The sequence below is a fragment of the Sphingomonas humi genome, assembly GCF_039536725.1.
GTDB lineage: Bacteria > Pseudomonadota > Alphaproteobacteria > Sphingomonadales > Sphingomonadaceae > Sphingomicrobium > Sphingomicrobium humi.
In genome coordinates this window covers 1,346,963-1,359,491 of record NZ_BAAAZD010000001.1, presented here as the reverse complement: position 1 = coordinate 1,359,491, position 12,529 = coordinate 1,346,963, and the positions used below count along the sequence as shown (strand labels likewise).

Sequence of the window (12,529 nt, the reverse complement as noted above, 5' to 3'; positions counted from 1 at the left end):
ATGGTCAACTCACAAGCGCTGGCGGCCTCGCCTCAGCGCTGACAGGCGGGGCAATACCAGGTCGACCGTCCGCCCTGCGCGAAGCGTTTCACCGTTCCGCCGCACGGGCAGGGCTCGCCTTCCCGGTCATAGACCGCGAAGCTCTTGCTGAAATAGCCAAGCTCGCCGTCGGGCTGGGCATAATCGCGCAGGGTCGATCCCCCCGCCTCGATCGCCTCGGCCAGCACTGCATGGATCGAGGGCACCAGCCGCTTCAGCCGCTCGAGGCTGACCTTGCCTGCCGCCCGCCTGGGGTTGATCCCGGCCCGGAACAGCGCCTCGCAGACATAGATGTTGCCCAGCCCCGCGACGATATTCTGGTCGAGCAGCATCAGCTTGATCGCCGCGCTTCGCCCCTCCAGCCGCCGCTTCAGTTCCTTGGCGGTCAGGTCGAACGGCTCGGGGCCGAGCGCCTTGAACGGTCCCCACTCGCCAAGCTCGGCCGTCCTCACCAGATCGACGCTCCCGAACCGCCGCGGGTCGTTCAGCACCAGCCGGTGCCCGTCGTCGGTCTCGATCGCCAGGTGATCGTGCGGCTCCTCCGCGCTCGGATCGATCCGCCACCGCCCGCTCATGCCGAGGTGGAACACCATCGTGTCGTCGCGGTCGGTATGGATTAGCCCATATTTGGCCCGCCGCCCGAGACCGGTGACGACCGCCCCCGTCAGCCGCTGGCCGAGGTCCTCGGGAAACGCGCGGCGCAAGTCTGCGCGGCGCGCCTCGACCCGCGTCAGGCGGCGACCGTCCAGCACGCGGGCCAGGCCGCGCACGGTGGTCTCGACTTCGGGAAGCTCGGGCATCTCGATGTCGTCATTGCGAGGAGCGCGGCGACGAAGCAATCCATTTCACCGCACCTCGAAGGACTGCATTGCCGCGCGGCTTCGCCGCTCGCAATGACGAACGCACCCCTTTTTCGCTGGTCCTGAGCGGAGGGCGAAGCGCGTAGTCGAAGGGCCCGCTCGCAAACGCGTCCTCGGCCCGCTAGAGCCCTCCCCCATGTCCGACCAACAACGTCCGCAGACCGTCAATTTCGGCGACCAGCTCGTCAGTCCGGAAGAAAAGACCCGCAAGGTGGGCGAGGTCTTCTCCTCGGTCGCCCGCCGCTACGACCTCATGAACGACCTCATGAGCGCGGGCATGCACCGGCTGTGGAAGGACCGCTTCGTCTCCCGCGTGAAGCCGCAGCCGCACGAACATATCCTCGACATGGCCGGCGGCACCGGGGACATCGCCTTCCGCATGGCCAAGCGCGGCGCCGCGGTCACCGTCAGCGACATCAACGCCGACATGCTCGGCGTCGGTGCCGAGCGGGCGGAAAAGCGCGGCATCGAAGGGCTCACCTGGTCGGTCCAGAACGCCGAAACCCTGGGCTTCGCCGATCGCAGCTTCGATGCCTACACCATCGCCTTCGGTATCCGGAACGTCACCGACATCCCCAAGGCGCTGCGCGAAGCCCACCGCGTGCTGAAGTTCGGCGGCCGCCTGTTCGTGCTCGAATTCTCGACCAGCGACTGGCCGGGCTTCGGCGAGGCCTATGACCTGTGGGCCGACAAGGCGATCCCCAAGATCGGCAAGGCGGTCACCAACGACGAGGCGAGCTACCGCTACCTCGTCGAAAGCATCCGCCGCTTTCCAAAGCCCTATGATTTCGAACGGATGATCGGCGAAGCGGGCTTCACCCGCACCCGTACCGAAACGCTGATGGGCGGCCTCGTCTGCATCTGGTCGGGGTGGAAGGCTTGAGTTCTTCGCTTACCCACCTCCTGCGCATCCTGCGCTGGGGCCGCACGCTCGCCCGCTACGGCGCGCTGCAGGGGATCGAACGCGATCCCCTCACCCCGCCCTTCGCGCGCCGCATCGTCAAGCTCGCCCGGTTCGGTCTCAGGCAGCCCGCCGAGCCCGACTATGCCGCTGCGCTCGAACAGCTCGGCCCCGCCGCGATCAAGTTCGGCCAGGCGCTCGCCACCCGTCCCGACCTCGTCGGGGAAAAGGCCGCGCACAATCTCTTCGCGCTTCAGGATTCGCTCCCGCCCGCACCCTTTCCGCTGATCCGCAAGGCGATCGAACAGGCGCTCGAAGCCCCGCTCGAGAGCCTGTTCAGCCAGTTCGACGAGACCCCGGTCGGCGCCGCCTCGATCGCCCAGGTCCACCGCGCGGTCACCACCGAAGGCCGCGAAGTCGCGGTCAAGGTCCTTCGCCCCGGCATCGAGGAAACCTTCGCCGAAGCGCTCGAAACCTACGAATGGGCCGCCGCCCATCTCGAAGCGCACGCCGGCGACGAGGTCCGCCGCCTCCGCCCCAAGACCGTCATCGCCCACTTTCGCCAGTGGACCCGGCGCGAACTCGACCTCCAGCGCGAGGCCGCCTCGGCCTCCGAACTGAAGGAGAACATGGTCGCCGAAGCCGGCTTCTACGTCCCCGAGATCGACTGGCGCCGCACCGCCCGCCGAGTCCTGACGCTCGAATGGCTCGACGGCATCAAGCTCTCCAAGCGCGACCTGCTGCTCGAGGCCGGGCACGACCCCCGCGCGCTCGCCAACATCCTCGTGAAAGCCTTCCTGCGCCAGGCGGTGATCGACGGTTTCTTCCACGCCGACCTTCACCAGGGCAATCTGTTCGCGCTCCCCGACGGCCGCCTCGCCGCGATCGATTTCGGGATCATGGGCCGCATCGACCGCCGCGCCCGGCGCTGGTTGGCGGAAATCCTCTACGGCCTCATCACCGGTAATTACGGCCGCGTCGCCGACATCCATTTCGAAGCGCAGTACGTCCCGCCGCATCATAACGCGGAGGAGTTCGCGACCGCGCTCCGGGCGGTGGGCGAGCCGATCCGCGGCCTTCCGGTCAAGGACATCAGCGTCGGGCGGATGCTCGAAGGCCTGTTCTCGATCACCCGCGACTTCGACATGCCGACCCAGCCGCACCTCCTGCTGCTGCAAAAGACGATGGTGATGGAAGAAGGCGTCGCGACCTTCCTCGATCCCGACATCAACATGTGGGAATCGGCCGAACCCTTCCTGCGCGAATGGATCCGCTCCGAACTCGGCCCCGAAGCCGCGCTCGCCGACCGGCTGGTGCAGTGGAAGCGCAGCCTCGAGAAGCTCCCCGACCTCATCGACCGCATCGACCATTATTACCCCGCCCCCGGCGGCGCCCCGCCCGAGCTTCCCGAGCTGGAAGTCGACGTGAGGCAGCTGCCACGGGCCGGCTGGCGCGACCTCCTCGTCGCGCTGCTCGGCGCCGGTGTCGGCGCGGCGGCGCTCTACTTCCTCGGCTGAACCCGGCCGATTGACGGGTCGGCGGCCCCGTCGCACGCTGCGGCCCCATGTCGCTGTTCGAAATGCTGTTCGCGCTGAGCTCGGTGATCCTGGGCCTTGCTCTCACCAACATCGCCGCCAGCCTGCACCGGCTGGCGCTGGCCGCGCGGCGGGTGCGCTGGGCGCCCGAACCACTGCTCCAGGCGCTGCTGATCACGGTGATCACGCTGCAGGTCTGGCTCGACCAATGGTATCTGCGTCACATCACCGAGCTCGTCTACGCCTCGGCCTCGTTGACCATCCTGCGGCTGATGACCCTCTACTTCGCCGCCGCCAGCTGCCTTCCCGAAGGCGACCTCATCGGCGAGGGGGAGGTCGATCTCAAAACTTATTATTACGACACCCGCCGGCTTAGCTACGGGGCGATGATCGTCGGCCTGTGGCTGTTCGCCCTGAACAACCTCCTCGCCGGCGGCCGCGACTGGATGGAATATCTCCAAGGCGTGGTGATCGGGCCGGCCATCTACGGCCTGCTCATCTGGACCCGCCGCCGCTGGGTCCACATCGCCGCCCTGCTGTTCGTGCTCGTCGTCTACGGCATCCCGACGATGCTGCTCACCATCAAGGCCTGAGCCTCGGGGAGACGGCGGCACCCCGGCCGCCATCTCCTCCTGGCAATGGTCAGCGCGAAGCGACCCGCGACCCGCTGCCCATCCGGCTCAGCACGTCCTTCAGCGCCGCGACGCGCTTGGCGGCGATCGGGTCGGCCGGCATCGCCAGCCCGCTCGCCAGCTGCCGCAGCCGCGCCGGCTGCTTGGCCGCAAGCCCGGCGCGAAGCTGAGCGATGGTCGCGGCCGGAAGGCTGCCCGAACGCTCCAGCTGGTCGACATAGGCCGCCGCCACCACCGGCACCGCGGGCCAGCTCACCGGCGCCTGCTGCTGCGGGTTGAAGCGGTTCTCGGGATAGACCGCCAGCGCCGCCGCCGCGATCTCGTTCTGGCTGAGCTGGGCCGACGGCTGCAGCGCCAGCACGTCCAGCCCGCGCGCGATCTCGGTCCCGTAGATCCGGCCCTTGTAGTAATAAGCCGACCAGAAGCCGCCCATCACCAGCTCGTCCTTGTAGACCGGCCCGCGGTCGAAATAGCCGATCTCGGTCGGCCGGCTGCTGTCGGTGAAATCGCTGATCGAGATGCCGCCCTGGTACCAGGCCTGGACGAACAGGTCGCGGCCCGGGACCGGGATGATCGACCCGTTGTGCGCGACGCAATTCTCCTGGCTCGTCTGTGCCGCCGGCAGCTTGTAGTGGTTGCGGAACCGAAGCCGCCCGCCCTCGATGTCGTAGATCGCGTTGGCGCCCCAGTTGGTGGGATCGCTGACCAGGCAGCGCGGCCGCCCGCCGCCGCCCCATTCATCGGTGAACAGCACCTTGGTGCCGTCATTGTTGAAGGTCGCCGAATGCCAGTAGGCGAAGGTCGGGTCGATCACCTGGTCGATCCGCTTGGGCTTGGCCGGATTGCTGATGTCGAGGAGGATTCCGTTGCCCGAACAGGCGCCCGCGGCGATCTTCGCGCTCGGGAAGACGGTGATGTCGTGGCACTGGTCGGTCTGCGCGGTGTCCTGCGTCCCGTCGCCGTGCGATCCGCCCGCCCACAGGCCCGAAATGCTCCCGCTCGCCGGGTCGGCGAACACCCGCGGGCGGTCGATGATCCGCGATGCCGCCGGGTTGGCGACCGGGATCTCGATCACGTCGATCGAGAACAGCGCCGACTGCATCGAGCCCGGGTCTGCGATGCAGCTCGGGATTTCCTGCGCGGAACGCACCCCCGCGGTGCCCGACACATAGACGATGATCTTGCCGTCGCGGCCCGGCCCCGACACCACGCTGTGGGTATGGCTGCCGCGGCAGGTCTGCACCGCGCCTACCTGGCGCGGCTGCTGGAGATTGGAGATATCGAAGATGCGGATGCCGCGGAAGCGTTCGGGGCTGACCGCTTCCTGCACGCCTTGCCGCCCGCAATCGAGCCGCCCGCGACCCTGCTCAACCGACATGATGAGGAGGTTGCCGACGATCGACAGGTCGCCCTGGCCGCCCGGGCAGATGGTCGAGCTGACCAGCGTTGGTGCCCCGCCATTGGGGCTCACCCGGTAAAGGTTGAAGCCGTGGTAGTTGCCCGTCGCCAGCACATCGCCCTGGAACGCCATGTCGGTCTGCGCAAAGCTCAGCAGCGGCGATCGTCCCGCGCCCTCGGGCGGCTTCTCGCCCTTTTTGACCAGCGCCGCGGCCGGAAGGTCGTAGGGGTTCCTGGGATCGAAGAAGCCGGTCGGCTTGGGCAGGGATGCGACCAGCGCGAGGCCCCTGATCGCCTGGCCCGCATCGCTGGTCCCAGCCTTGAGCGCGGTGCGCGGATCCTCCGACACCGTGCCGAGCAGCGCGGTCATCCGCTTGATCTCTTCCTGCTGCTCCTTGACCAGGTCGACCACGAACGCATTGAGCCCAGGGTCCGCCGCCGTCCCGCCGCGGCCGGTCAGCTCGTTCGCCATCCGCACCGCGCCGGCGTGGTGGCTGATCATCCGGGTCAGGAACAGGCGTTCGAACGCGATGCCCTTGGCGGCGCTCATCTCCTGCAGCTGCGCCGGGGTCGCCATGCCCATCCGGGTCATGTGCGACGCGTCCATCATCATGTGCGCGGCATGTTCGTTCGTCGTCGCCTGCGCGCGGTCGGAAAGCCACTTCTTCATCCACGCCATCTCGTCCGACTGGGTGGCGTCGATGCGCTTGGCCATCTGCAGGATTTCGGGCCGGTTGGTCCGTCCCGCGACCAGCGCGGTCATCTGCGTCGCCTGCGCGTGGTGCGGGATCATGTCCTGCAGGAAGCGGACGTCATAGGACGAGAAGCTGGTGTCGGCGATCTTGCTCGCGGTCACCGAATCGATGGTCCGGCTCGCCTGCCCCGGCGCTCCCGGCTGGACGATCGGCGCCCCTTGCGCGAGCGCGGTTGTCGACAGCATGGCGGCAAGGACGAAAACGGACGATCGCATGAAGCTCAACTCCCTGTTTGCTTGGGGAGGAGCCTAGCGCCGCTTTCGCCCTTGCCAAGAGCGAGCCTTCAACTCCCCGTCAAAGGCCCATTGCGTCGAGATCGGCCGCGCTGTGCCGCTCGGCCAATTGCTCGTTCTCGGGCCCATAGGTGCGGTTGACCGTCCACCCGCGCTTGACCGCACGGCGCTCCCACAACTGGTCGGCCCAGCGCTTGACGTTGGTATATTCGGCCGCGTTCAGGAACTCGTCCGCGCCCTCGTAGATGCGCCCGCGCACTACCGATCCGTACCAGGGGAAAATCGCCATGTCGGCGATGCTGTACTCGCGGCCGGCGACGAACTCGCTCTGCGCCAACCGCTGGTCGAGCACCGACAGCTGCCGCTTCACTTCCATCGTGTAGCGGTCGATCGCATATTCGAACTTGCGCGGGGCATAAGCGAAGAAATGCCCGAACCCGCCGCCCAGCAGCGGGGCCGATCCCATCTGCCAGAACAGCCAGCTCAGCATCTCCGACCGCTCCTCGCCCAGGAACGCTTCGAACTTCTCAGCAAGATAGAGCAGGATCGCGCCGCTTTCGAACAGGCGCTTCGGCGCGCCGCCCGACCGGTCGACCAGCGCGGGGATCTTGCTGTTGGGATTGATCCCGACGAAGCCCGACCCGAACTGATCGCCTTCCATGATGTCGATCCGCCACGCGTCATACTCCGCCCCGGCGTGGCCCGCCGCCAGCAGCTCCTCGAGCAGGATGGTAACCTTCTGCCCGTTGGGCGTGCCGAGGCTGTAGAGCTGCAGCGGATGGGTCCCGACCGGCAGTTCCTTCTCGTGGGTCGCCCCGGCGACCGGCCGGTTGATCGCCGCGAAGCGCCCTTCGGCGGGCTTGGGGGTCCATACCTTGGGCGGCACGTAATCGGTCATCTTGGGTGAACTCCCTGTTCCTTGTCGCCGCCACATGGGGGTGCCCGGCGCTCCGCCAAGGGGTCACTCCCATGTTCCTGCCTAGCAATGTAGGACTTCCCGTGGCATCGCCGCGGCACGATGCGGGCACGCGCTACCTCTTTCCCCGGCCACCGCCTTCACGGCACGGCAGACGGAGCGCACGGCGGAGGCGCTGACAGCGTCAACTTCGACAACTTCGCCGCGGCCCGGCCCCCGGCACCCCGTCAACTTCGACAACTTCGTAACCGCTGATGGCCCGGATCCTGCTTATCGTCGGCGGCGGAATCGCGGCGTTCAAGGCCGCCGAGCTGATCCGCCTCGCCCGCCGCTACGGCCATGAGGTGACGCCCGTCCTCACTGCCGGCGGCGCGCATTTCGTCACCCCGATGACGCTCGCCGCGCTGGCCGAAAGCCCGGTCTACACCTCGCTGTGGGACCTCAAGGACGAGACCGAGATGGGCCACATCCAGCTGAGCCGCGCGGCTGATCTGGTGCTGGTCTGCCCGGCGACCGCCGACCTTCTCGCCAGGATGGCGGCAGGCGTCGCCGACGACCTCGCCACCACCCTGCTCCTCGCGACCGACAAGCCCGTCTACGCCGCCCCGGCGATGAACGTCCGAATGTGGCAGCATGCCGCGACGATCGCCAATGTCGCCACCCTGCGGGCCCGCGGCGTCACCGTGATCGAACCGACCGAAGGCGCGATGGCCTGCGGCGAATATGGCCCCGGCCGCCTGCCCGAACCGGCGGAAATCCTCGCGCAGCTTCCGCTCACCCCAACCATCCCATTCGCCCCGAGCGAAGTCGAGGCACGCCCGGCAAAGGGCCCCTCGACGTCGCCCGGGGCGAATGGCGGGTTGGAAGGCAAGCACATCCTCGTCACCGCCGGCCCGACGCACGAGCCGATCGACCCGGTCCGCGTCATCGCCAACCGTTCCTCGGGCAAGCAGGGTTTCGCCATCGCCGCCGCCGCCGCCGCGCTCGGCGCCCGGGTGACGCTCGTCGCCGGCCCGGTCGCCCTTGCCACCCCGCCCGGCGTCGCCCGCATCGATGTCGAAACCGCCGACCAGATGCTCGCCGCGGTGGAAAGCGCGCTTCCCGCCGATGCCGCCATCCTCGTCGCCGCGGTCGCCGACTGGAAGGTCGCGGCCAGCCCGACCAAGCTCAAGAAGAGCGCCGGGCCGCCGCAACTCGCCTTTGCGCCCAATCCCGACATTCTCGCGACCCTCGGCGCCCATCCCGACCGACCGCGCCTGCTGGTCGGCTTCGCGGCCGAAACCGACGACCTCCTCGCCAATGCCGGGGCCAAGCGCACCGCCAAGCGGGCCGACTGGATCGTCGCCAACGACGTCTCGGGCGACGTGATGGGCGGCGCTTCGAACCACCTCCACCTCGTCACCGCCGCGGGTGTCGAGGACCTCGGGCAAGGCTCCAAGAAAGCCCTCGCCCGCACCCTCCTCCTTCGCATTGCCGAGACCTTTGCATGATCCGCATCCAGATTACCCGCCTGCCCCACGGCGAAGGCCTGCCGCTTCCCGCCTACGCCACCGCCCACGCCGCCGGCATGGACGTGGTATCGGCCGAAGACCTCGACCTTGCGCCCGGCCAGCGCCATGCGGTCGCCACCGGGCTGCGGATCGCCATTCCCGAAGGCTATGAAGTGCAGGTCCGCCCCCGCTCGGGCCTCGCGCTGAAACACGGCATCACCGTTCCCAACACGCCCGGCACCATCGACGCCGACTATCGCGGCGAACTGAAGGTCATCATGATCAACCACGGCAGCGAGCCCTTCCCGATCCGCCGCGGCGAACGCATCGCCCAGCTCGTCCCCGCCGCCGTCACGCAAGCCCAGTGGGAAGAAGTCGACGAACTCGACCAAACCGTCCGCGGCGAAGGCGGCTTCGGTTCGACTGGTCGCTAGGTTTCGTTTGTCCCGAGCGAATTCGAGGGACATCAGCGCAACGGTGCCTCGACGTCGCTCGGCACGAACGGAAGATTGAGTAGTGCTCTCCGACGAAGAACTCACCCGCTACGCGCGGCAGATCGTGCTTCCGCACCTTGGCGGGGCCGGCCAGCAGCGCCTCAAGGCGTCAAAGGTCGCGGTGGTCGGCGCCGGCGGCATCGGCGCTGCGGTCATTCCCGCGCTTGCCGGTGCGGGCATCGGCCGCCTCACCATCATCGATCCCGATGATGCGGACCTGTCCAACCTCCACCGCCAGCCGATCTACCGCTCGCGCGATGCCGGCGAACCCAAGGCCGCACTCGCCGCCCAGTTCGTCCGCCGGCTCAACCCCTTTGTCGAGGTCGCGGGCGTCGAACAGGCGATCACTCCTGCCAACGCCGCTGCGCTGCTGGCCAACCACGACCTCGTCATCGATGGCACCGACAATTTTGCGACCCGCCTCGGCGTCAGCGATGCCTGCGTCTCGCTCGGCCTCCCGCTCCTCAGCGCCGCCGCCGCGCAATGGCAGGGCCAGGTCGGGCTGTTCACCGGCCGTCCCTGCTACCGCTGCTTCGTCGGCGACGCCTTCGACACCGACGATTGCGACAATTGCGCGGAGCTTGGGGTCACCGGCGCGCTGACCGGGCTGGCCGGCAACTTCGCCGCCCTCCTCGCGCTTCGGTTCCTCGCGCAGGCCGGCGACGTCGTTCCCGGCACCGTGCACCTGATCGACGGGCTTGCCGCCACCCAGCGCCCGATCCGCATCGCCGCGGACCCGGGCTGCCGGGCGTGCGGCGCTACTTCTTCTTAGCCGCCGCCTTCTTCGGGGCTGCCTTCTTCTTGGCCGGGGCCTTCTTCTTGCCCTTGGCCGGCCCCTTGGCGGCCTTGGCATCGATCAGCGCCACCGCCTCGTCCAGCGTCACCGCCTTGGGGTCGGCCGACTTGGGCAAGGTCGCATGGGTCGTCCCGTCGGTGACATAAGGCCCGAACCGCCCTTCCATCACCTTCAGCTCCTTGGCGCTCTCGGGGTGAGCCCCCAGCACCGCCAGCGGCTCGCGCGCCGCCCCGCGCCCACGGCCGGCCCCGCTCGCCGCATCGGCCAGCTTGGCGACCGCGGCGTTCATCCCGGTCTCGAACACTTCGGCCGTGCTCGACAGCCGGGCATATTTACCCTGGTGCTGCAAGTACGGCCCGTAGCGCCCGATCGACGCGGTGATCATCTCGCCCGTCTCGGGATGCGCTCCGATCTCGCGCGGCAGGCTCAGCAGCTTCTTCGCCCAGTCGAGGTCGACCTGCACGTCCTTCGGGATCGAGGCGCGCTTGTCGCCCTGCTCGACATAAGGCCCGAACCGCCCGCTCTTCAGCAGGATGCCCTCGCCAAGGTCCGCTGGCTCGCCGCTCGACCCCGCATCCTCGCCGCCCTGCCCGAACTTGCGGGTGAACTTGCAGTCGGGATAGTTGGAACAGGCGACGAACGCCCCGAACTTGCCGCCACGCAGGCTCAACCGTCCCGTCCCGCACAAGGGGCACAGCCGCGGGTCGCTGCCGTCCGCCTTCTCGGGGAACAGCCAGGGCGACAGGAACTCGTCCAGCGCCGCCGTCACTTCCGACGGCTTCTGCTCCATCACCTCGCCCGCCTTGGGCTTGAAGTCGCGCCAGAAGGCCTCGAGCAGCTTAAGCCACTCGAGCCGCCCGCCCGACACGTCGTCCAGCTCCTCCTCGAGCTCGGCGGTGTAATCGTAGCTGACATATTTCTCGAAGAAGCGCTCGAGGAAGGCCGTCACCAGCCGTCCGCTCTCTTCCGGGATGAAGCGGTTCTTCTCCAGCCGGACGTATTCGCGGTCCTTCAGCGTCTGCAGCGTCGCGGCATAGGTCGACGGCCGCCCGATGCCGAGCTCCTCCAGCCTTTTCACCAGGCTCGCCTCCGAATAGCGCGGCGGCGGCTGGGTGAAGCTCTGCACCGCATCGACGCCCAGCTTCTCGGGCCGGTCGCCCTTGGCGAGGTGCGGCATCTTGGCGCCCTCCTCGTCCTCGGCCTTTTCATCGCGTCCTTCCTCGTAGAGCGCAAGGAAGCCCGGAAAGAGCGTCACCTGCCCCGTTGCGCGGAGCCGTGCCCGGTCGCTGGTCAGCTCGACGGTGGTCCGCTCCAGCCGCGCCGCCGCCATCTGGCTCGCCAGCGCGCGGTTCAGGACCAGTTCGTAGAGCCGGCCATGATCGCCGCTCGCCGCGCGTTCGCGGCTGAAGTCGGTCGGCCGGATCGCCTCGTGGGCTTCCTGCGCATTCTTCGCCTTGGAGGTATAGACCCGCGGCTTGTCGGGCAGGTGCTGCGCGCCGAACCGGTCGGCCACCGCCTTGCGCGCCGCGCTGATCGCCTCGCCGGCCATCTGCACGCCGTCGGTCCGCATGTATGTGATGAGGCCGTCCTCATACAGCTGCTGCGCCACCCGCATCGTATGGCTGGCCGAAAAGCCGAGCTTGCGCGCCGCTTCCTGCTGCAGGGTCGAGGTGGTGAAGGGCGGCGGCGGATTGCGGGTGAACGGCTTGGTCTCGACGCTCGCCACCGCGAAATGGCCCGCCTCGACCGCCTTCTTCGCCTCGGTCGCCGAGCCCTTGTCGCCAAGGCTCAGCTTGTCGAGCTTCTTGCCATCGAGCTCGATCAGCCGTGCGGTGAACTCCTGCCCGGACGCCGCAAAGCGCGCCGACACGGTCCAATATTCCTGCGCCCGGAAGCGCTCGATCTCGGCCTCGCGGTCGACGATCAGGCGCAGCGCGACCGACTGCACCCGGCCCGCGCTCTTGGCGCCGGGCAGCTTGCGCCAAAGGATCGGCGACAGGGTGAAGCCGACCAGATAATCCAGCGCGCGCCGCGCCCGATAGGCGTCGATAAGGTCGGTATCGAGCTCGCGCGGGGCGGCCATCGCCTCCAGCACCGCGGACTTGGTGATGGCATTGAAGGTCACCCGCCGCACGTCCTTGGGCAGCGCCTTGCGCTTGGCCAGCAGCTCGCGGACGTGCCAGCTGATCGCCTCGCCCTCGCGGTCGGGGTCGGTCGCGAGGATCAAGGTGTCGGACGCCTTGGCGGCATCGGCGATCGCCTTCACCTGCTTGGCCTTGTCGCCATAGACCTCCCAGTCCATCGCGAAATCCTCGTCCGGGTTCACCGACCCGTCCTTGGGCGGCAGGTCACGGACGTGGCCATAGCTCGCCAACACCTTGTGGCCCGGCCCCAGGTACTTCTCGATGGTCTTGGCCTTGGCCGGCGATTCAACAACGACAAGCTTCACTGGACCCGAACTCCCTCACGTATACGCACGA

Annotated in this window: 10 protein-coding genes; 6 read left to right on the top strand and 4 right to left on the bottom strand. The window is 68.3% G+C overall.

Annotated features, from left to right (window positions below; all coding sequences use genetic code 11):
• Window positions 1-32: 32 nt before the first annotated feature.
• The gene (mutM, locus tag ABD729_RS06865; RefSeq protein WP_344709412.1) at window positions 33-839 is read right to left on the bottom strand and encodes a bifunctional DNA-formamidopyrimidine glycosylase/DNA-(apurinic or apyrimidinic site) lyase; all 807 of its coding nucleotides are present in this window, start codon (window positions 837-839) and stop codon (window positions 33-35) included.
• Window positions 840-1,035: 196 nt separating this feature from the next.
• On the opposite strand from mutM, the gene ABD729_RS06860 reads away from it, so the two are divergent.
• From ABD729_RS06860 to ABD729_RS06850, 3 genes are read left to right on the top strand one after another with little or no spacing between them, the layout of a single operon-like run.
• Complete coding sequence (locus tag ABD729_RS06860; protein WP_344709411.1) at window positions 1,036-1,782, top strand: class I SAM-dependent methyltransferase; 747 nt, start codon at window positions 1,036-1,038, stop codon at window positions 1,780-1,782.
• Window positions 1,779-3,317 carry a 2-polyprenylphenol 6-hydroxylase gene (gene ubiB, locus ABD729_RS06855; RefSeq protein ID WP_344709410.1) on the top strand — a complete coding sequence of 513 codons (1,539 nt, stop codon included), beginning with the start codon at window positions 1,779-1,781 and terminating at the stop codon, window positions 3,315-3,317. Before ABD729_RS06860 ends, ubiB begins: the two co-directional genes overlap by 4 nt.
• Window positions 3,318-3,364: 47 nt before the next feature.
• Window positions 3,365-3,928, top strand: coding sequence for a hypothetical protein (locus ABD729_RS06850; RefSeq protein WP_344709409.1), 564 nt, complete (start codon window positions 3,365-3,367; stop codon window positions 3,926-3,928).
• Between the two features lie 49 nt (window positions 3,929-3,977).
• Here the strand turns inward: ABD729_RS06850 and ABD729_RS06845 are convergent, their stop codons facing one another.
• On the bottom strand, window positions 3,978-6,335 hold the full coding sequence (locus ABD729_RS06845) for a DUF305 domain-containing protein (RefSeq protein WP_344709408.1): 2,358 nt from the start codon (window positions 6,333-6,335) through the stop codon (window positions 3,978-3,980).
• 79 nt (window positions 6,336-6,414) lie between these two features.
• Window positions 6,415-7,251, bottom strand: a complete 837-nt coding sequence (gene yghU / locus ABD729_RS06840) for a glutathione-dependent disulfide-bond oxidoreductase (RefSeq protein WP_344709407.1) — start codon at window positions 7,249-7,251, stop codon at window positions 6,415-6,417.
• A 272-nt stretch (window positions 7,252-7,523) separates the two neighbouring features.
• On the opposite strand from yghU, the gene ABD729_RS06835 reads away from it, so the two are divergent.
• The 3 genes from ABD729_RS06835 (at window position 7,524) to ABD729_RS06825 (ending at window position 10,025) form a co-directional block, all read left to right on the top strand.
• On the top strand, window positions 7,524-8,759 hold the full coding sequence (locus ABD729_RS06835) for a bifunctional phosphopantothenoylcysteine decarboxylase/phosphopantothenate synthase (RefSeq protein WP_344709406.1): 1,236 nt from the start codon (window positions 7,524-7,526) through the stop codon (window positions 8,757-8,759).
• Window positions 8,756-9,193 (top strand): dUTP diphosphatase, encoded by a 438-nt coding sequence (gene dut / locus ABD729_RS06830; RefSeq protein ID WP_344709405.1) that lies wholly within the window; start codon window positions 8,756-8,758, stop codon window positions 9,191-9,193. Before ABD729_RS06835 ends, dut begins: the two co-directional genes overlap by 4 nt.
• Before the next feature lie 82 nt (window positions 9,194-9,275).
• On the top strand, window positions 9,276-10,025 hold the full coding sequence (locus tag ABD729_RS06825; protein WP_344709404.1) for a HesA/MoeB/ThiF family protein: 750 nt from the start codon (window positions 9,276-9,278) through the stop codon (window positions 10,023-10,025).
• Here ABD729_RS06825 and topA read toward each other — a convergent pair.
• Window positions 10,012-12,498, bottom strand: coding sequence for a type I DNA topoisomerase (gene topA / locus ABD729_RS06820; protein ID WP_344709402.1), 2,487 nt, complete (start codon window positions 12,496-12,498; stop codon window positions 10,012-10,014). The two genes, ABD729_RS06825 and topA, sit on opposite strands and share 14 nt — an antisense overlap.
• Between the last annotated feature and the right edge of the window lie 31 nt (window positions 12,499-12,529).

Coding starts and splice junctions, on each gene's coding strand:
- mutM (WP_344709412.1), bottom strand. CDS start 839: ATGCCCGAGCTTCCCGAAGTCGAGACCACCGTGCGCGGCCTGGCCCGC.
- ABD729_RS06860 (WP_344709411.1), top strand. CDS start 1,036: ATGTCCGACCAACAACGTCCGCAGACCGTCAATTTCGGCGACCAGCTC.
- ABD729_RS06850 (WP_344709409.1), top strand. CDS start 3,365: ATGTCGCTGTTCGAAATGCTGTTCGCGCTGAGCTCGGTGATCCTGGGC.
- ABD729_RS06845 (WP_344709408.1), bottom strand. CDS start 6,335: ATGCGATCGTCCGTTTTCGTCCTTGCCGCCATGCTGTCGACAACCGCG.
- yghU (WP_344709407.1), bottom strand. CDS start 7,251: ATGACCGATTACGTGCCGCCCAAGGTATGGACCCCCAAGCCCGCCGAA.
- ABD729_RS06835 (WP_344709406.1), top strand. CDS start 7,524: ATGGCCCGGATCCTGCTTATCGTCGGCGGCGGAATCGCGGCGTTCAAG.
- dut (WP_344709405.1), top strand. CDS start 8,756: ATGATCCGCATCCAGATTACCCGCCTGCCCCACGGCGAAGGCCTGCCG.